The sequence below is a fragment of the Caballeronia sp. DA-9 genome (assembly GCF_051615025.1).
GTDB lineage: Bacteria > Pseudomonadota > Gammaproteobacteria > Burkholderiales > Burkholderiaceae > Caballeronia > Caballeronia sordidicola.
In genome coordinates this window covers 1355604-1373283 of record NZ_CP195131.1, presented here as the reverse complement: position 1 = coordinate 1373283, position 17680 = coordinate 1355604, and the positions used below count along the sequence as shown (strand labels likewise).

General features: G+C 54.6%; 20 protein-coding genes and 1 pseudogene. 9 read left to right on the top strand and 12 right to left on the bottom strand.

Going from position 1 to position 17680, the window contains the following annotated elements:
* Positions 1-86: 86 nt before the first annotated feature.
* A complete protein-coding gene (locus ACRWA7_RS06170; RefSeq protein ID WP_438390505.1) occupies positions 87-824 on the bottom strand; it encodes a response regulator in 738 nt (245 codons plus the stop codon).
* Positions 825-941: 117 nt separating this feature from the next.
* On the opposite strand from ACRWA7_RS06170, the pseudogene ACRWA7_RS06165 reads away from it, so the two are divergent.
* Together ACRWA7_RS06165 and ACRWA7_RS06160 are read left to right on the top strand one after the other, a co-directional pair.
* Positions 942-1103: pseudogene (locus ACRWA7_RS06165) on the top strand (3'-5' exonuclease); the annotation flags it as partial.
* Positions 1093-1686, top strand: a complete 594-nt coding sequence (locus ACRWA7_RS06160) for a hypothetical protein (protein ID WP_438390504.1) — start codon at positions 1093-1095, stop codon at positions 1684-1686. The pseudogene ACRWA7_RS06165 and the gene ACRWA7_RS06160, both read left to right, overlap by 11 nt.
* 450 nt (positions 1687-2136) lie before the next feature.
* Here ACRWA7_RS06160 and ACRWA7_RS06155 read toward each other — a convergent pair whose 3' ends face one another.
* From ACRWA7_RS06155 to ACRWA7_RS06130, 6 genes are all read right to left on the bottom strand, one after another.
* Positions 2137-2457 carry a DUF4148 domain-containing protein gene (locus ACRWA7_RS06155; protein WP_438390503.1) on the bottom strand — a complete coding sequence of 107 codons (321 nt, stop codon included), beginning with the start codon at positions 2455-2457 and terminating at the stop codon, positions 2137-2139.
* 246 nt (positions 2458-2703) lie between these two features.
* Positions 2704-2892 (bottom strand): CsbD family protein, encoded by a 189-nt coding sequence (locus tag ACRWA7_RS06150; protein WP_438390502.1) that lies wholly within the window; start codon positions 2890-2892, stop codon positions 2704-2706.
* 162 nt (positions 2893-3054) lie between these two features.
* The gene (locus tag ACRWA7_RS06145; protein WP_438390501.1) at positions 3055-3270 is read right to left on the bottom strand and encodes a hypothetical protein; all 216 of its coding nucleotides are present in this window, start codon (positions 3268-3270) and stop codon (positions 3055-3057) included.
* Between the two features lie 100 nt (positions 3271-3370).
* On the bottom strand, positions 3371-3784 hold the full coding sequence (locus ACRWA7_RS06140; RefSeq protein WP_438390500.1) for a polymer-forming cytoskeletal protein: 414 nt from the start codon (positions 3782-3784) through the stop codon (positions 3371-3373).
* Between the two features lie 71 nt (positions 3785-3855).
* Positions 3856-4362 carry a hypothetical protein gene (locus tag ACRWA7_RS06135; RefSeq protein WP_438390499.1) on the bottom strand — a complete coding sequence of 169 codons (507 nt, stop codon included), beginning with the start codon at positions 4360-4362 and terminating at the stop codon, positions 3856-3858.
* Positions 4363-4868: 506 nt separating this feature from the next.
* On the bottom strand, positions 4869-5201 hold the full coding sequence (locus ACRWA7_RS06130; RefSeq protein WP_438390498.1) for a hypothetical protein: 333 nt from the start codon (positions 5199-5201) through the stop codon (positions 4869-4871).
* Here ACRWA7_RS06130 and ACRWA7_RS06125 point away from each other — a divergent pair.
* The 3 genes from ACRWA7_RS06125 to ACRWA7_RS06115 all read left to right on the top strand — a co-directional run bounded on the left by ACRWA7_RS06125 (position 5200) and on the right by ACRWA7_RS06115 (position 9378).
* The gene (locus ACRWA7_RS06125) at positions 5200-6732 is read left to right on the top strand and encodes an IS3 family transposase (RefSeq protein WP_438390497.1); all 1533 of its coding nucleotides are present in this window, start codon (positions 5200-5202) and stop codon (positions 6730-6732) included. The two genes, ACRWA7_RS06130 and ACRWA7_RS06125, sit on opposite strands and share 2 nt — an antisense overlap.
* Positions 6733-6932: 200 nt before the next feature.
* A complete protein-coding gene (locus ACRWA7_RS06120) occupies positions 6933-7727 on the top strand; it encodes an ATPase domain-containing protein (RefSeq protein WP_438390496.1) in 795 nt (264 codons plus the stop codon).
* Positions 7699-9378 carry a response regulator gene (locus tag ACRWA7_RS06115; RefSeq protein WP_438390495.1) on the top strand — a complete coding sequence of 560 codons (1680 nt, stop codon included), beginning with the start codon at positions 7699-7701 and terminating at the stop codon, positions 9376-9378. Before ACRWA7_RS06120 ends, ACRWA7_RS06115 begins: the two co-directional genes overlap by 29 nt.
* A 106-nt stretch (positions 9379-9484) precedes the next feature.
* Here the strand turns inward: ACRWA7_RS06115 and ACRWA7_RS06110 are convergent, their stop codons facing one another.
* A complete protein-coding gene (locus ACRWA7_RS06110; protein ID WP_438390494.1) occupies positions 9485-11845 on the bottom strand; it encodes a putative bifunctional diguanylate cyclase/phosphodiesterase in 2361 nt (786 codons plus the stop codon).
* A gap of 362 nt (positions 11846-12207) precedes the next feature.
* Here ACRWA7_RS06110 and ACRWA7_RS06105 point away from each other — a divergent pair, with 362 nt between their 5' ends.
* The gene (locus tag ACRWA7_RS06105; protein WP_438390493.1) at positions 12208-12624 is read left to right on the top strand and encodes a response regulator; all 417 of its coding nucleotides are present in this window, start codon (positions 12208-12210) and stop codon (positions 12622-12624) included.
* 635 nt (positions 12625-13259) lie between these two features.
* Here the strand turns inward: ACRWA7_RS06105 and ACRWA7_RS06100 are convergent.
* The 3 genes from ACRWA7_RS06100 to ACRWA7_RS06090 are packed head-to-tail and all read right to left on the bottom strand — an operon-like array spanning position 13260 to position 14155.
* Positions 13260-13469, bottom strand: a complete 210-nt coding sequence (locus tag ACRWA7_RS06100; protein ID WP_438390492.1) for a tyrosine-type recombinase/integrase — start codon at positions 13467-13469, stop codon at positions 13260-13262.
* The gene (locus tag ACRWA7_RS06095) at positions 13378-13887 is read right to left on the bottom strand and encodes a tyrosine-type recombinase/integrase (protein ID WP_438390491.1); all 510 of its coding nucleotides are present in this window, start codon (positions 13885-13887) and stop codon (positions 13378-13380) included. The genes ACRWA7_RS06100 and ACRWA7_RS06095 overlap by 92 nt, the downstream gene beginning before the upstream one ends.
* Before the next feature lie 22 nt (positions 13888-13909).
* Complete coding sequence (locus ACRWA7_RS06090) at positions 13910-14155, bottom strand: hypothetical protein (RefSeq protein ID WP_438390490.1); 246 nt, start codon at positions 14153-14155, stop codon at positions 13910-13912.
* Positions 14156-14684: 529 nt separating this feature from the next.
* On the opposite strand from ACRWA7_RS06090, the gene ACRWA7_RS06085 reads away from it, so the two are divergent.
* Positions 14685-14960: a DUF2164 domain-containing protein gene (locus ACRWA7_RS06085; RefSeq protein ID WP_438390489.1), complete on the top strand. Its 276-nt coding sequence runs from the start codon at positions 14685-14687 to the stop codon at positions 14958-14960.
* A gap of 299 nt (positions 14961-15259) precedes the next feature.
* Positions 15260-15886 (top strand): LysE family translocator, encoded by a 627-nt coding sequence (locus tag ACRWA7_RS06080; RefSeq protein ID WP_438390488.1) that lies wholly within the window; start codon positions 15260-15262, stop codon positions 15884-15886.
* Between the two features lie 273 nt (positions 15887-16159).
* On the opposite strand, the gene ACRWA7_RS06075 is transcribed toward ACRWA7_RS06080, so the two are convergent.
* On the bottom strand, positions 16160-16447 hold the full coding sequence (locus ACRWA7_RS06075; RefSeq protein ID WP_438391059.1) for a DoxX family protein: 288 nt from the start codon (positions 16445-16447) through the stop codon (positions 16160-16162).
* 253 nt (positions 16448-16700) lie between these two features.
* On the opposite strand from ACRWA7_RS06075, the gene ACRWA7_RS06070 reads away from it, so the two are divergent.
* Positions 16701-17159 (top strand): MarR family winged helix-turn-helix transcriptional regulator, encoded by a 459-nt coding sequence (locus ACRWA7_RS06070; RefSeq protein ID WP_438390486.1) that lies wholly within the window; start codon positions 16701-16703, stop codon positions 17157-17159.
* The last annotated feature ends 521 nt before the right edge of the window (positions 17160-17680 follow it).

Sequence of the window (17680 nt, the reverse complement as noted above, 5' to 3'; positions counted from 1 at the left end):
AAGTGCACTTTGGTATGCGCCACCACGAATCGCCCAGTTAAGCATATGGCATGCGGGAGGCTAATACGACTTTCACTCAGCGTATGTCAGCGGACGTCGTCGCCACGACGCGTGCTAATAAGCGTATCCAGCATTTTAAGGTCGGCTGGTTTTACTAGGTGATGATCAAAGCCAGCAAGTCGGGAGCGTTGCACATGCTCATCTTGCCCATAGCCGCTCAGAGCAATCAATACGGTGTCGGCATGGTCAGGGGACTCGCGTAAACGCTTTGCGACCTCAAAGCCGTCAATGTCAGGTAGCCCGATGTCCAAAAGCACAACATCCGGTTGAAATTCTTGCGCGGTCGCCAACGCGGACAAACCATCCGCCGCCAGGCGGACGTCATGGCGATCAAGTCGCAAAAACATCGCGGTGCTCTCGGCGGCGTCGACGTTATCATCAACCACCAAGATCTTCTTGAGCGTTATCTCGGTGGCGACTGTCTGGACCGCAACGCCTCGGATCACTGACTGCACGCTTGCCGGTAGGGTTGGGAAGCGCACGACAAACTGACTTCTCTTATTGAGTCCTTGGCTAAAAGCCTGCACGCTTCCGCCATGCAATTCGGTAAGGCGACTGACCAGTGCCAGACCAATGCCAAGACCCGACGCTTTTCTATCAAGAGACGAATCGGCCTGAACGAATATTGTGAAGATTGTTGGAAGCAGGGCAGCGTGCATACCGATGCCGTTGTCGGAGATCTTGAGTACCGCTTCTTGGGCTTCCTTGGTCAAAGTGATTTCTATGCGACCGTGTGCGGGCGTGTACTTGATTGCGTTGCCCAAAAGATTTGGGACTATCTGCTCAATGCGTAATGGGTCACCTTCAATCTACAATGGTTCCTCGGGCAGCGAAACGGCCACTGTGTGTTGATGCCGTTCAATGTCGGGTTGCATTGCGTCGATCGCAAATCGACTGAGCCCGAAGAGAGGCGTTTGTTCTACGTCGCGATGACCCGCGCGCGCGAGTCGCTGATGGTTTCCGGCACGGCCAAGAACTTCGCGTCCAGGTTCGTGACCGAAGCACAAATTGAGGCGCCGGTTGAGCCGGCGCTTGCCGCATAGCAAGTTCAATGAAACAGAAACTGATTTTTGGGCGGAAGGGAAGATCACATCCGCGGACGGGAAAAGCATCCACGTTGTGAACACAAAGGGCACCGTAACCCCAGTTAAGATGTCTGCTGGTGATTCGTGCTCGACCGCTGGCCTTCTGCTGGAAGGCGAAGCCGGGAACACTTTGCTGACCTGCGCTAGCGGTAAGTGGCGGGATCTTAGGGATCAAGCCGCTGTTCAGATGAGCATTGACGGACCCAACGAAGGTGGGTTTCCGAGACATATCCAATACGCATTCGTCGCCCATGTTGGAATCCCCACGCTCCACACAACAGAGGAAGCGTCAGTCAAGGTGCTCCGCTCACAATCGGGGTTTGTCGTGCCGGCCAAGACTGCCGATAGCCTTTACGTGGATACGAACGTACTGGCTTTTAATCCGGACAACACCGCCCACTTGCTCATCGAGCTCACGTCCGTAGACGCTGGGCATGACTGGACGCAACGGGTCGATGTGGCAGTGCCGGTTGGTGTCAAAACGACGTTTGCGAAAGATGCGCTGGTTGCTGAATACGCGGTTCGGGTGACCAAACAATGATCGTAAGGCGCAATGAAAAAAGGCCCGGACGATGCCGGGCCTTCAAACCAAGGTGGAAACCCCCGTTACCGCCTTGGTGGTATTTCTCTCGTAACTGACCTGCTGCCTCTGCGTTTTGGTTTTATCGTCGGGCGTTTGTTGTCGGTCAGCAACTGCATAATAGTTGACACCCGACCCGGCCCTATGTGGCCTTCCCCACACTCGGCTTACTTTTCGTTACAGGTGTTGCTAAATGTGTACGCCCGAGTTGCAGTTAATAAACGCGTAAGCGGCATGCCGATCACGCGCGGCGCGGACCGAGACACGCCATGGAAAAAAGCCCAGGTACTTTCGCTGGGCAATCCACCGGCAGCTAAGCCAATGCGGAGGTCCTAAAAAAAGCAAAATGGCTGCAGTCGGTCTCGATAGCAGCCATTTTTCTTGCGGTCAAAGCCGAACTGCGGGGTCGCCTTAGCGAGCGCGGTAGACCGGATCCATCTCGGTGGCACCAGTATGCGCAGAAGCGCGGTAGCTGCCCGAAGCTGACGTACCGTCCGCAACGCCACCATAGCTCGATTGCCCGTTCTGGGCTGCTACCTTGGCTTCCGCTGTCTGTACTTGCGCCGGATAGGTTGCGTGATCACCCGTGCCCGGGTTATATCCGGCCTTTTCCACCTGCACTAGCTCCGACTTTACTTGAGCGCGGGTAACCGGCGCCTGGCTAGATTGAGCGAACGACGACACAGCCGGAATTGCCAGTGCTGCAGCCACGACAAGCGTTGAGAGTTTCATGATGCTTACCTCCGAATCTTGTTTTTGCGCAAACACCCGTTTGCGTCTCAGTAATTCCAGTGTAGGTAAACGTCTGCTTAAGATTAACCGCGAAGACGACAACTAATTATTGCTATTTACATGTTAACCCTTGCTACGACCAAATAAGTTATGCGGCCGCGAGCCATGCGTATAGCGCGTGCGACTAGGCGCAGTGCGGGAGAAAAACGCCGGGAGCCCGGCGTTTTTTTCACAAACAAAAAGCGCTTACGGCGTGCGCTTTTGTGCATCCTTCACGTCTTCTTTCAGATCGCCATATTGTTTCTGCGCCTCGCCGGCGCCCTGCTGTAGGTGGCCTTTCGCCTTTTGGCTTGGATCGTCCGTGGCGTTGCCCACAGCCTCGTTCACCTTGCCCTTCACCTTCTCTGCAGCGCCCTTCACTTGGTCCTTATTCATAGCAAACCTCCGTTTCGGTTATACGCCTGATTTTGGCAGCGAAGAAAGAGGTGCAAAAAGCGATCCCGATGAATCGACACACGAGGCGAAAAAAAGCCCGCTCAGGTGGCGGGCACAATCCATATCAGCGGCGACATGGAGGAGACAAATTAAGTATAAACCCTAGTCAGACAAATGCAAGGCCTTTTCCAACAGGTCAGTCAAAAACGTTTCGGGCAAAACGAACGGGCTGCGGTGGACAACTGTTTCAGGCATCGCATGGCGGTTGATAAACCGACCGTCCGAGCGCATGCAAAAGCACAGATCCGCAAACGCCGCTTCCTGCGCTGCGGCTTCCCAGATGTCGCATCTGTAGTCGGTTTCGGGTTTTGTGGTCATCGTGATTGCGGCCAAATGTGAGGGGCCGCGATCCACGGCATGTCTTTCTTGTCGGATCGTCGCGCACGCAGCCTTACTGTTCCGTTTGATAGGGCACGGTTCAGAACGCTGCAGTGCGGTGGAGCTCAGTTACATTCGAATCCGTCTTGTCCACGGCGCCGACAACAGCGCCGGTCGGCGCAGGTGCGGCGGCCGCTTCTTGCCGTGGCGAGTCGCTTGCGGGAGCCACCTCGATCGTCAACATTCGAGCAACGCGCTTGAGCGCTCCGTTAAGCGACGCGTCGGGCCCCAAGCGAATCGTGCCGCGGTACAGGATGTCGCCGGATACGTGTCCGTTGACTTCGAGCGAATCGCGGGCGTGGACGTTACCGTCGACACGGCCGTCGATGCGTACGTGTTCGCCTTGCGTGCTGCCCTTGACCAGGCCGCCTCCGCCGATATGCAGCAAGCCCCGCGTCGAGATCACGCTGCCCGCGCACAAGCCAAAGCAACTGACGCCATGATCAACAATCATGTCGCCGTTGATTGCTTAGCCGGGGGCGATGAGGGTGATACTAAGTTCGTTTTTCATGGCTAAAAAACTCCCTAGAACATCTGTACTTCGTTCGATCCTGTCCGGCTCGCCGGAGCAGATGGCGTGACAGCGCGTGTTGGCGTAGTCGGCTCAGCGACGCTTTCCTGTTCGACGCGCGGCTTCGAGATCCGATGACGGGCCGGATGCGTCTGTTTCGTTGCGGTTGGGGCGGATGTTGTGCTGACAACTGGAGTCGCTTCGCTCGCCGCAACGGGCACAACGCTGACCGCTTGCTGAGGTACTTGTTGCACGACGACAGCATCCGCTGGCTTTGCTACGGAAGCAGGAGCGGGTGAAACCGCCAGCGCGGGCGCGTTCATCGTCGCACTGGGGATCGACGTCGGGGCGACAGTCGGTGCGATGCTGCTGCGCGAAGTGCTGCGGTGGATGGGGGAGAGCGCGGCGCGCTCAGACTCGCCCGTCAACTGCACGGGTGTCGGCGCCGAGCTCGCCGCCTGAGTCGGCGTGCCGCTCGCCTTCAGCGACTTTCGGAATTGATCGGTTGTCAGCCCCAACATTGAGGCGCCTGTGAGGTCACTCGAAGTGAGTCCGGGCGCATTCATCACAGGTTGCGCTGCCGCCGCATCAATCTCCTTGACTTGCTTAGCATCGGCTCCGGTCTTGTTAGCAGGCAGAGGCCTGTGTATTCGCAGGGGCCGTCGCTGAGACAGGTGTTGACTTTTGTGAGCTGCTTAACGCTTTGTAAATCGTCGCAGCACCCATGCCGGCCATCCCCACAACGACAGCAGCGGCCGCTGCAAGAATGGTCAAACGCACGAGGGGTCCAGTCTGGGCCCATCGCCAGCGCATGGTCGGGGCGACGTCATGGCCGCCGATATGGGCCGGTGCTGGGAGCGCTGCGATTTTCCGCGGCAAATCAATGGTGGTCATGTCGGGCGCGAATTGCGCATGCAGGCGTTGGATATCCCGTAAATTCATAGCGGACCTCGTGTTCGTTGTCTTGATATGAGCTTACCGACCGCGCGGAGCGGTCAAGGCGCGAGCTTATTACGATGCTGGTCAGTTAGCGATCTGGGTCGGGTAACAGAACGCCTTCTGGCGCGTATCGGTCGTTGTCCGTCATGCAGATCACTTTTATCTGGTTTATTCGCGCAGCAGCATCAAGTAATTGCTTGCGCTGAGTTGCTGTGACGGTCCGGTTATGCAAACTTTCCAGCGTGGCCTTGAACAGATGGTCGTACTTCCAAAGGAGGCAGACAAGCCGTCCCGATGAGGCGTGCTTGATTTCAAGCGTGATGGTCGCGGGCGCGATCGAAATATTGCGTCCTGGTCGAGTCTTCGCCCATGCGTGTTGGGGGGTGCGGACAAAATCTTGGACTACCAGGAGGTAGTTCATGTATTCATACGAAGACCGCATCCGTGCCGTCAGGCTGTACATCAAATTGGGGCGACGTGTCGCTGCGACCATCCGACAGCTTGGCTACCCGACCAAGAATTCTCTCAAAAGCTGGCACCGGGAATTTGAACGGAGTCTTGATCTGCCTGCTGGTTACGCACGTTCAAAGCCGAAATATTCACAGAAGCAGAAGCAGCTCGCTGTTGAACACTATCTCAAGCAGGGTCGCTGCATCTCCTGGACACTCAGGGCATTGGGCTATCCCGGCCGCGCATCACTTCACGCCTGGATACGAGAACTGACGCCTGAAGAGCATACGCGTGTCGTCGGTCGATCCGAAGCAGCATCACCGGGACTCAAGCAGGCAGCTGTTATCGCACTGTGTGCAAGACGGGAAAGTGCGCAGGCGATAGCGCAACAGCTTGGCGTTTGCAGGCCAACGTTGTACAACTGGAAGAACCAGCTACTCGGCCGCGAGGCTCCTGCATCCATGAAGCACCATCACGATAAGCCGTCCGTTCCTGAGCGCGAAGCACTGGAACAGCAGCTCGAGGAATTACGACGCCAGGTGCGACAACTGCAGCTTGAGCAGGACATCCTGAAGGCGGCAAATGAAATCCTAAAAAAAGACGTGGGCATCGACCGGAAGTCCCTGAGCAATCGGGAGAAGACACTACTGGTTGATGCCCTGAAACTAACATATGGCATTCCGGATTTGCTGAGAGAAGTGAGCCTGGCACGCAGTTCCTACTTCTACCATCGGGCACGGCTTGAGGCTACGGACAAGTATGTTGAGGTACGTCGTGCTATCGCAGACATTTTTGAAGACAATCATCGCTGCTATGGCTATCGACGCATTCAGGCGTCGCTAGGCAGGCAACACCTCATGATTTCGGAGAAGGTTGTTCAACGTCTGATGAAGCAGGAACGTCTGGTTGCGAGCACACCGAAGCGTCGTCGCTACGGTTCTTATCTGGGCGAGATCAGCCCTGCGCCCGACAATATCGTCAATCGTGACTTCCGGGCTGCTGCGCCAAACGAGAAGTGGCTTACGGACATAACCGAGTTTCAGCTTCCCGCCGGTAAGGTGTATCTGTCACCCGTGATCGATTGCTTCGATGGAATGGTCGTCAGCTGGGCGATCGGTACGCGCCCCGACGCAGACCTTGTGAACTCAATGCTCGATGCAGCTGTCGAGACGGTCGCATCCGGAAATGACCGACCTATTGTGCATTCCGACCGCGGTGCGCATTATCGCTGGCCAGGCTGGATCTCCCGTATCGCCAACGCAAAACTGGTGCGCTCGATGTCACGCAAGGGGTATTCGCCGGATAATGCAGCGTGCGAAGGTTTCTTTGGTCGATTGAAGAACGAGCTGTTCTATCCGCGAAACTGGCAGTCGATTACGATTGAGCAATTCATCAGCGCGCTGGATACCTATATCCGGTGGTACAACGAAAAGCGGATCAAAATCTCGCTGGGCTCACTTAGCCCAGTTGAGTACCGGAAAAGTCTGGGATTTGTCGCTTAAACAGTCCAAGTTTTTATCCGCACCCCCCAACAGGCGAACTTCATAACTTCGTACACAGCGTGATTGACCTGGAAATCTTCGAGCGAAATTACGGCGCTGCACGGCGGCGCATGCGCATCGCAAAAATGCGCGGCGTTAACTTTATGAGCGGTTGACACGATTACGCGCTGATCACGGGTGAGGTTCTCGTGTTTCCGAGCTTGATCGCCGAAGAACACGAAAGTGATGTGCAGGGCGAGCCGTTAGACAGCGTTTTTGATGACTTGAACAAAATGTTCCCCGAAGGATTAGACCGTGGGACGACGACTATGCTCGTCGGCCCGTCGGGCGCGGCGAAGTCGACGATCGCCATGAGCTACGTGCTTTCAGCAGCCAACGCCGGGGACGCAGCAAGCTATTTTTCGTTCGACGAGACTTATGAAACCTTCGTGCGTCGAAATGAGTCGATGGGTTTGAACGCGGAGGATGCTGTGCGAAAGGAAAAATTCTTCTGGAGGCGGGTCAATCCTTCGCGAATTTCACCCGGCGAGTTCGTGTGGCAAGTGCGGCGAGACATTGAAGATCGAAACGTGCGCGTTGTTGTGATCGACAGCATCAATTCTTACTTGAACACGATGCCGGAGGAGCAGTCGCTGATTATCCACTTGCACGAGTTACTAAGTTATCTAAACAAACGAGGAATTATCACGATCCTCGTTCTCGCGCAGCAAGGGGTGGTGGGTGACGTTGAGAATCCGCTTGACCTGAGCTTTCTAAGCGACACGGTCATGTTATGTCGTTTTTTTGAAGCGGCCGGTAAATTGAGGCGTGCACTTGCCGTTATCGAGCGGCGCACAGGGCCTCATGACATGGCAATTCACGAGTACCAGCTGACATCAGGCGGCATGCGAATCGGACCCGCTATAGCGTCATTACGCGGTATCTTCACAGGCGTACCTAATTACACTGGTGCTTCCGAGGAACTACTTGATAACAGCTCAAACATCGAACGCTAAGAATGATTTGGTCGGTAGCATTGCGATCTGCGCGCCTTCGGGCGCGGATGCCGATACGATTGAACAAGTCATTGCTGCTATCGGGCTGAAGACACATGTCTTGTCGGCGATCGATGAGCTTGGCACCCAACTCAGTGGCATTGAGAGCAACATCGTTTCTGGCCTGATGGTGGCTGAGGAAGCGCTGTCGGACGGCGCGTCGTTGGCAAGTGCGCTTCGTCTTCAGCCCGTATGGTCGGACTTGCCGGTCATCATTCTGACGGTAGCAGGGCATCGGGCAAGTAGCCGCAACCGGTGGGCTCTTTTTGAGGGGTTGGGTAACGTAACGTTGCTTGCCCGGCCATTGCGCCGGGAAGACCTGGAAAGCGCCGCACGCGGAATCGTATGCGCCCGTGCCCGCCAGCGCGAAACACGCGCTCATCTGATCGAGCTTGAAGAAGCCGCTCGCTTGTTGGAAAGGCGAGTCGAGGAGCGCACGGCGGAACTGATGGCAGTTGAAGCAACGCTGCGGCAATCGCAGAAAATGGAAGCGATTGGCCAGTTGACTGGGGGTCTTGCGCATGACTTCAATAACCTGCTGCAGGTAATCAGCTCTAGTGTAGAGGCTATCAAATTTCGGGTCCGGCAAAATAAGTTTGCTGATCTTGAACGTTATGCACAAAACATATCGGGGGCGACCGACCGGGCCTCTGCATTAACGCACCGACTGCTCGCATTTTCGCGACAACAGACGCTCGACCCCAAACGAATCGACGTGAATCGACTGGTTCTGGACATTTTCGATCTTGTTAAAAGCACGGTGGGTCCATCCGTCAGTGTCGAGGCCAAGCTGCACGCGGACCCCGTTCTGACGCTGTGCGATCCGCCTCAGCTTGAGAATGCCTTGCTGAATTTATGTATCAACGCACGAGATGCCATGCCGAAAGGTGGCATCATCTCGATCGAGACGGATCGCGTTGATTTCGACGAACACCAGGCAAAGCGCTATGGGCTCCCTGCCGGTGCGTATGTAACCGCTGCTGTTAGAGACAACGGGGCGGGGATGACGTCACAGACCGTTGAGCGCGCGTTCGATCCGTTTTTTACGACCAAACCCATGGGGCAGGGGACGGGTCTGGGGCTGTCGATGGTCTATGGATTTGCCCGTCAATCGCAAGGGCATGCTGCCATTGAAAGTACGGTGGGAGCGGGCACGCTGGTGCGGATGTGGCTGCCAGAGCTCAAAGCGCAAGGGGCATTGGCAGAAGTGCCGACCGGAGAGTTGGGTGCGAACAAACCCGCAGCACCAGCGACGATTTTGCTCGTCGATGACGATTCAGACGTGCGCGTGTTGCTTGCTGAAATCTTGCAAGATGCAGGTTATGCCGTCATAGAAGCGAGCGACGGCGTGCAGGGTTTGAATATCCTGCGCTCCGAGGTGGCAATCAGCATGGCGGTAAGCGACGTGGGCATGCCACGAATGAACGGGATTGAGATGGTCGAGCAGGCTCGCCACCACCGGCCTGAATTGAAGGTGCTGTTTATCACCGGGTATTCACAACAGCCGGTGTTTTTTCAGGATAGACGCGACGAAAATTCGTACTTGCTTACGAAGCCGTTTGTGATGGATGCATTGATCGAGCGGGTCGCGACGATCCTGAGCCAAGATTAATAACCGTGTCGACATGGCGGTGGTCACACACCGTCTGAAAACGGCACGATCAATGACCCTGTGTCGATTTTCCCGTGCATATGCATCATTGCATGCGGTTTTTTGTTTAGGTAGTGCCGGTTGCAGTAATAAGTGTTGATGTTGGTTCGACGCCCAGGCCGCTATCTACTGCCAAGCGCGTGATGTACAGTCTGATGTCTTTACATCCGAGCGGCCGACTGTATAGGTAGCCTTGAACCCGCGTACACCCCTCGGAACGCACGAGCGCGAGCTGCGCGTCCGTCTCGACGCCTTCCGCGACAACAATCATTCCAAGGCTTTTCGCCATCCCGATGATCGCTCGTACGATGGCTAGTGCGTCACCATCGGTCGCAATATCCCGGATGAACGATTTATCAATCTTCACCTTATCGAACGGGAAGCTTCGCAGATAACTGAGTGACGAATACCCCGTCCCAAAATCGTCCAATGCGACGCTCACCCCACGCTTGCGCAAGTGGTGCAGCGTGGCAAGAACTGTTTCGTCTTCTGCTAGGAAGATCGATTCAGTAATTTCAAGTATCAGTCTCGAAGCCGGCAAGCCGCTTTCGGTCAATGCCGCATCAATGGTTCTCAATAGCGATGTATCGCGAAACTGCACGGGCGACAGGTTCACTGCAACGCATGCCTGGCCAGGCCAGTGCGCTGCCTCCCGACACGCACGATGAAGTACCCATTCCCCTATCGAGATGATAAGCCCCGTTTCCTCGGCCAGTTTGATGAATCGGTCTGGCGGTACGTTGCCCTGCTCTGGATGAGTCCAACGTAGAAGTGCCTCGGCAGAGGAAACGCAGCCAGAGTCCAGATTCATGATGGGCTGGAACACGAGACTGAACTCTTCGCGCTCGAGCGCCAGGCGCAGATCGTTTTGTAAAGCGCCACGTTCTTGGGCGCTCTCGAGCATTGCCACTTCATAGAAGCGCCATGTTCCCCGTCCCTCGGTTTTCGCTTTGTATAGTGCAAGGTCGGCGTTTTTGAGGAGGTCATCGGGCTTTTTCGCATCCGACGGCGCAAGGCTTAGCCCGAGACTTACGCCGATACTCAAACGCATCTCGTTGACATGGTAGGGCGCACTGATTGAATCGATGACTCTCTTCGCCAGCTCATCCGCCTCGCACCGGTTCACGTCGTGAAGCAAAATTGCAAACTCGTCACCGCCAAGCCGTGCAACTATGTCTTCGGAACGCACGCACGCGCGCAATCTGGTCGCGACCGCAATAAGTAGCGCGTCGCCCGTCGGATGACCCAGTGTATCGTTGACGCTTTTGAATCCGTCCAAATCAGCCCATAGCAAGGCAAACTGGCCGCTTGAGCTTCGATACGCCGAGGTGAGTGCATCACGGAAAAACGCACGGTTAGGTAAGCCTGTCAGACTATCGTGACTTGCCATGTGCGCGATTTGAAGCCGCGACTCCTCAGCTGCAGTGACATCGCTGCCAACTCCACGGTAACCTTTGAACGCGCCGTCTTTTTCAAAAACTGGTTTGCCGGTGATCGACCACCAAAAATGGCGGTCCTGCAGCTTGATCGCCAGCCGGAGATCGCGAAACGCGTCCTGCTTTACAAATGATTGTCGTAGATGCGTCAGGGCTGCTGAGGTTGCGGTTTCATCGTCGGTAAGCGACGAGACAAAGTGTGTGAACTCCTGTCCGCGAAGATCGCTTTCCGGGATACCAAGCGCTTGAATCATTCGGTCAGATATGCGATTGAGGCGGTGGGCCGCATCGGTTTGCCAAAGCCAATCACTGGATTCCTGCTCGAAGTCTCGTAATAAGAGCCCAACGAGCTCCCGTTGCTCTTCCAACTCCATCCGTCCGACGGTGCGCTGGATAAAAACACGGTGACTGTGAATTGTGCTTACGAAAATCAGGGACGAATAGACAATTACCAGGCCCGCGAGCATGGGACCCGCCTCACCACGGGACATCAGCATGGCGATAAGTGTGCCGGACATAACCGGGATGGATATGGCGAAGGCAGCCAGCAGGGTAGGTGCGATCACAACCGATGACGCGATTAATCCCGAGCTGACATACACGATGAGAAGGATCTGGTTGGAATCGGCGTGAGGTGCAAGGCTTACGGGCATTGTGGACCATAGGAGGCCAATCAAGCCCACGTGAAGATTGCGCACACGATAAGCGCCATGCGACATTTCTTTCCGGTTCGACTGCCGTCGCCAGATCAGGCTTCGCCGGAACGCTGCTGCATAAATTGTGATGAACGTTGCCAGGAAACCGACCAAGTACACATGGGAAGCGGAATGCCAAAACGCAGCAAATATCCCAAATGCGGCAAACACGCCAACCAACCCGATTGCGCCGCCGAGATTTGCGAGTGTATCCACCTGTTCGACGCGCACACGACTAGCCAAATGTGATGGCACATTGGGAATTAGACGCTGGATAGCATTGGATGCGCGATTCATTTAATTGGGGATCGAAGGGCGTGACGCTCAATGGTCTGTTGTAAAGCAGAGAACCACGTCAGAGGTATGGGCGTCGATCAAATATTTTTAGTTTAAATGTCCGACGATTTGCAATCGCATATCTACCTACTTTTGTAACGGCAATTTTTGGCAGACCTTGAAGGATTTATATGTTGTAAAAACTTTGTCGAAAGAAATGTAATAACTACTTATTCTTTGGGACGGTTCGTTGGTCGGTTGGTTGCCTGTTTCTCCGCTCCGCATATTGGTGCTGCGAAGGAACCCGTGATGACACGATGGTACTCCGGGCATTCTCTTTGCATAACACTTATGCACTGCTATCCACCGCCCACGGATATCTCATGAACATTCTCATACTCGATGATGATCACGATCTTGCGGCCAGCCTTGCTGCACTCGCCGAAAAACTGGGACACGCTGTCACAGTCGCGTGTGATTGTGAGACCGCCCGCGCACTTGCTTACGCATGCCCGTTCGACTTTATTTTGGCCGATGTAGAGCTGCCTGATGGCGACGGTAGGGTTGCATGCGAGGGTCTGCGCAGCGAAGGCGCATCGCAGGACGCATATATGATCGCCGTCACTGGCCGGGCTGACTTGGGGAACGACGATTTTGCCGCTTTTGATGGATATCTCCACAAACCAATCACCTTTGATTTGCTGGAGCGGGTGCTGGGGGAGTGGCAAGCAGCCGCCGGTTTGCCTCCTACCACGCCGGTATCGGCTGATGGCGAAATGCAGACTGCCGTGTCCCGCTAAGGGTTTGGGCTGCCTAGTAGCACGTATCTTTGAATTTAGGAGAAGTCATGTCCGATCCAACTATCCCAGATTCCCCTATAACCCTGCCTGACGCGCCTTCGCCCAATGCCCCAGCAGATCTTCCGGACATCGGTGAACTTGAAACCGAGCCTGATCAGCCCAGCAATTCACTGTCTGCCTAGGCGACAGTAGGGGGAATAAATTAGTTATCTTCGCCCGGGGTACGTTATGGGCTGATAGGTGTTGGGTCTGGGTCGTAAGCCCTTTGATCTGCAACATGGTCAAAAGACGCAGCTGTGCTAATGATGCCCTTTACATCATGAATCCGGTACCACGGACAAAAGCAATCATCATCCAACTCGAAACTCTGAAAGATGGGGAACGGTTTAACCCGCAGTTACGCCTTCTTACTCGTGCGGACTGCGTTGCAGCACAGCAAGCACTCAATGCGGCAAGCGTGCTGCTGCTAAGACCGTTCGGCTTAGATCTCGCAGAGCGGCTCAAGAGGTGCGAGCAATGGCTCACTAATCGAAATTAAAGACGGTAAAAGCGTGAGACACTGTAGTCATAATGCTGCCATTTCATTGCCCGAGGCAACTTTATGTAGGCATGCGTCAATCTTTGTGCATATAGATTTAATAAGTAACCCGAAATGTCGGTGAGTCTTCTGGACGGCTCTTCCGACGATCATAGATTCGAGTTGTAGCAATGTTGGGGTGACCCAGCCACTCTTGGACTTTGGCGATATTGGCTTCATGCTCTAGCGCGTTTGTCGCCGCTGTTGCACGAAGACTGTGCACACCAAAACCCTGTATGACGTGTGCGATAGCTGCATACGCGAGCACGATCTTGTAGACGCCATCGGCGGTCAACCCCAATCGAGTTTTTTCGTCGTGCCGGCTGAAAAAGTGGTGCATTGGGTATCTCGCCGTGGCCCGCGACTTCGAGATACGCGTGAATGCGCTCGGCGCTGCCGGCGTGTAGCGGTAAGTAGCGCAGCTTATTGCCCTTGCCGTGGATACGAAGATGCAGGACACCTCGGCGCGCGTGGATGTCGCGGACCTTAAGTTGGCAAAGTTCTTCCCGTCGCAGGCCGTGATACAGCAGCACCGACAGAAGCGCCCGGTCGCGTTTTCCTTTAAGCGTGGTCGGGTCGGGCGCATCGAGCAGCACGCGCGCTCGATGGTCGCCTAGTGCGGACGTCTTGCCCTCATTGCTCTCGACCTTCGGCCGTTTCGCACCCTTGACGGGGTTGAAGTCCACAGCGTTCTTCTCGCACAAGTATTCAAATAATGAGGATATGGCTGCAAGTTTGCGCCGAATGGTCGCTCCGGACGATGCGAAATTCTTCAGGATGTACAATCGAAGTGAAATCCATGAAGTCACGCAGATCCACTTTGTACGCGCGACGAGTACATGGGTTGTCAAGGTTGGCAAACCATTCAGCTTCAGGCGGTACATCGGCCAGTTGATGAAACTGAGCAGCCGTGAGCCGCTGCTGACGTTCAGGAAGGGTCAGCAGGATGGACATGATTTTCTCCAGGCAGCTCGGCGCCGTGGGCGCGAATCAAGGCAATCAATTCGCCCGTTGTGATCTCTCAACAAGTGGACTGCCGGTACGTATTTGCAATCGGCATTTCTGCCAGGGATGTGACGGAAGCTGCGTGGGTACTTCCACGCGATGCAGCGAGCGAAACAACTTTGCTTGATGAGAACGCTATGCTATGACGTGCATCGTCGTTCGAGAGTGCGGCAAGGAAAGAAAGGTACTTTTGGCGGTTTGAGCACCGTGTTCCGCCGCGACAACATTTAACCCGTGTAATTGGTGGACTGCAATACGTTATTGCTGTTTCCAAGGTCAATCAATGACAGACACAGACGGCCAGTTTCGGTCACTCGACATCCGTGCCTAGATAATCGAAAATCTCCTCACGGCAGCATGAACCTTCGGGCACACTTCGTGGCGGAAAACTGCTGAAGTCCGCACGGAATTTGCCGGTAAAGGGGAAGGGAATCGATGTGAAACAACAATCGCGGGAAATTCCTCGAGGCCGTTGACCATGACAATTGAATTGTCGAAAGAAGTCAGAGCCGATGCGATCGCATCCATTCAGAGATTTTTTAAGGAGAATATGGAGGAGCCCATCGGCAATATTGCTGCCGGTGCGCTGCTCGGCTTCTTCCTAGAAGAAATAGGCCCCAGCATCTACAACAAAGCTGTGGCAGATGCACAAGAACGACTCCTGCAACGCATCTCGGAACTTGATTTCGAAGTTCACGAAGATGAGTTTGAGTACTGGAAAAAGTACGAAGCTCAAACGAAGGCGCGCAAGTAAGTGAGTAAATGATCGCCTCGGATATTCTCAACGGCGGCTCGTAGCTGCTACATGACGTGCAAGGGCCGCAGACGAGCGACATGCTCGGTCCTCGGACGCAGTACGGCCAGGAGCCGCCGGTCGACGTCAACATCCAGTTTGATCAGCCACGTCTCGTTTCCCCTCGTTCAGTGGCCGCTTTGCGGCGAGCAAATTGCACTAGGGCACAGCCTCAATCAGTCCGGCCAATTTGAGACGTTCGACATCTCGCTCCAGGTCGTCGACAATACGCGTTTCCTGAAACCTGCAGCGGAATCATCATGTTTGACCTTTCCACGCTAGGCACCTTCATCGCCGTCGTTTTAGGCCTCTTCCTTATTCCGGGGCCTGCAGTGCTTCTCGTGTTTAGCCGTACCGCTCAGGCAGGCCGCAAAACGGGAGTCATGACCGGCCTCGGCATAGCCACGGGAGATTTCATTCATACTGCCTTTGCAGCTGTCGGCCTGTCAGCGGTGTTGATGACTTCCGCTCTCGCGTTTAACGCGATCAAGTTTATAGGCGCCGCCTATCTGATCTATCTCGGCATTCGAGCAATCCTCGAAAAGCCGCATGATTCTTCGCTGCCGAAGGTGTCAACCGTATCTCCCGGAAAAGCCTTTTTGCAGGCAGTCCCCGCAGAAGTCCTCAACCCCAAGACCGCGTTATTTTTTCTCGCTTTCATGCCGCAATTTGTGCATCCGGAAAGAGGTTCGATCTTTCTCCAATTTGCCGTGTTGGGGCTTATTTTTGTATTATTGAGTTCGCTCTATACCACCCTGATCGCTTTCTCGATTCGCCCATTGGGCCGCATCGTGAAGCGTCTGTCCTGGATCGGCCGTTGGCAAGGCACAATCGTCGGCACCATCTTTATCGCGCTTGGAATGAAGGTCGCCACCCAACATCGATAGACCAGAGGCCAATGGCCGCCTGAGAAAATCGGGGTATCCCCTTCGGGTCGAGAGTTCGCGTTGACGACCGGCCGTTATCGGGCAGCCGAATACCAGTGGCCGCTTTACGGCGATGAGTTCGTAGCTCGGATTGGCTCACCCCGACCCAACTGCGGGTCGGAAGTCTACTAAGCAGCCGTTCGAGACAGGACATACAATGCAATCACGTCGGGTGTGAGGTAGGTCACATAGCGTGCGGCATTCAAAGGAACACAGGAACTTAAAAATTATGTTTCAAAAACGAAAGGAAGTGAGAAGCAGGTAGCCGACAAGCACTGACAAAAAAAGGCTCGATGGCGTTTTCTTCCACTCTCGGTGCCGAGCAAGGGTAAGTAAGGCCGCCGCACAGATCACAAGCGCCAAAGCAAGGCCCAACCTTGTTGTACTTGGAGGCATCATTAGCATCGATGCCAACAAGTCTAGGCCGCCCGAGACGCGATGGAACCATGCTGGGTATCCCCATGCCACATAGGCGCTACGCAGCGCTCTCGGGCCAAAGATATTGACGGTGCCCGCAATCATAAAAGTACAGCTAAGCACAATAATCACAGTCGAAAATGTGGTGTGTTTCACGAAACGTTCCCACGTGATAGTTGATTATTTACTCGACTACTCATTGGTATCGAGTGTTGCGAATGAAGACAGTCGGCCGCGGCCCTTGATGAAAACGGCGATGGGCTTAAAAGATGGTAATTCCTAAAATGTTAACTATCAATATGTTGATGGTTGATGCTATCAATATATTGATACGTTGTCCAGCATAGGGGACTGCAAAATGAAACAAGGTCAAATTTCAAAGTCGCGGAAGACGGACGTCTCCCCTGATGCCCACCTCACGTATTTGATTGCTAAGGTAAGTCATCAACTTACTTTGCGGCTCGACCACGCCTTACAGGCGTCCGGAATTACCCTAACTCAGTTCAGTGCCCTGGCTCACATCGGCAAGAACCCAGGAATGAGCAGTGGCGCATTGGCAAAGGCGCTTCTTACAACACCGCAGGCGGTGACGACGTTGATTCGTCGGCTTTCTACTGCCGGAATGATTTTGCATGATCGACCGCCTCGCGGACACACGGGCGCACTTTATCTTACAGACGAAGGTGCTGCCTGTCTGGTGGCCGCTGCAAAGTTTGCCAAGCAAGCAGAAAAACAAAATCTTTATATCCTATCGGTCGATGAGCAAACCCAAGTGTTTGAGCAACTAACTCGGCTGCATCAATCTCTATGCTTATGAGCCAAACGCCCGGTTTTCGGTAACTCATCGCCAGAGTGGAATGGCACCCGGCTTCGATTCAGAAAGAAATTGCCAACCGAGGAATAAAATTTCTAATGTTTTTGATCGTTCCGCTATAGCGACGGATCGCTAGTGTTGGCATAACCGCCAATGAGACCGGCGAACGGCTGAGATCGACGCACTCCGTCGCCACCGATTCGCTCAAAAAACTTTGTCGCTGATCTGGGAAAGGGTCATAACTGTCCGCTTTTGGCCGATCGGGTGAGTTCACCAGCGGCCGTTTCCTGGCGCTCCGGTTGGCTGGACATCGATTCCGCTGAGTGGCTGGTTTGGAGGTAGTTGTCTGACCGGGTTGGGTCGACTCCGGCAGTTCATCGTCGGGTCCGACAAGGCCATAACCGCTCGCTTATGACCTTTGTCGGTCCTCTTGATGTGCCGGGCGAACGATCCATTCTTTTAAGTAGGCCGTTGCACGGCGAATGACAGGGGATAGGACGATAGATTCAGTTCTTGGCCAAGAT

What these genes read in the sequence shown, in the direction of transcription:
- ACRWA7_RS06155 (WP_438390503.1), bottom strand. Translation starts at nt 2,457, where the DNA reads ATGAAACTCTCAACGCTTGTCGTGGCTGCAGCACTGGCAATTCCGGCT.
- ACRWA7_RS06150 (WP_438390502.1), bottom strand. Translation starts at nt 2,892, where the DNA reads ATGAATAAGGACCAAGTGAAGGGCGCTGCAGAGAAGGTGAAGGGCAAG.
- ACRWA7_RS06145 (WP_438390501.1), bottom strand. Translation starts at nt 3,270, where the DNA reads ATGACCACAAAACCCGAAACCGACTACAGATGCGACATCTGGGAAGCC.
- ACRWA7_RS06140 (WP_438390500.1), bottom strand. Translation starts at nt 3,784, where the DNA reads ATGATTGTTGATCATGGCGTCAGTTGCTTTGGCTTGTGCGCGGGCAGC.
- ACRWA7_RS06135 (WP_438390499.1), bottom strand. Translation starts at nt 4,362, where the DNA reads ATGTTGGGGCTGACAACCGATCAATTCCGAAAGTCGCTGAAGGCGAGC.
- ACRWA7_RS06125 (WP_438390497.1), top strand. Translation starts at nt 5,200, where the DNA reads ATGTATTCATACGAAGACCGCATCCGTGCCGTCAGGCTGTACATCAAA.
- ACRWA7_RS06130 (WP_438390498.1), bottom strand. Translation starts at nt 5,201, where the DNA reads ATGAACTACCTCCTGGTAGTCCAAGATTTTGTCCGCACCCCCCAACAC.
- ACRWA7_RS06110 (WP_438390494.1), bottom strand. Translation starts at nt 11,845, where the DNA reads ATGAATCGCGCATCCAATGCTATCCAGCGTCTAATTCCCAATGTGCCA.
- ACRWA7_RS06105 (WP_438390493.1), top strand. Translation starts at nt 12,208, where the DNA reads ATGAACATTCTCATACTCGATGATGATCACGATCTTGCGGCCAGCCTT.
- ACRWA7_RS06090 (WP_438390490.1), bottom strand. Translation starts at nt 14,155, where the DNA reads ATGTCCATCCTGCTGACCCTTCCTGAACGTCAGCAGCGGCTCACGGCT.
- ACRWA7_RS06085 (WP_438390489.1), top strand. Translation starts at nt 14,685, where the DNA reads ATGACAATTGAATTGTCGAAAGAAGTCAGAGCCGATGCGATCGCATCC.
- ACRWA7_RS06080 (WP_438390488.1), top strand. Translation starts at nt 15,260, where the DNA reads ATGTTTGACCTTTCCACGCTAGGCACCTTCATCGCCGTCGTTTTAGGC.
- ACRWA7_RS06075 (WP_438391059.1), bottom strand. Translation starts at nt 16,447, where the DNA reads ATGATTGCGGGCACCGTCAATATCTTTGGCCCGAGAGCGCTGCGTAGC.
- ACRWA7_RS06070 (WP_438390486.1), top strand. Translation starts at nt 16,701, where the DNA reads ATGAAACAAGGTCAAATTTCAAAGTCGCGGAAGACGGACGTCTCCCCT.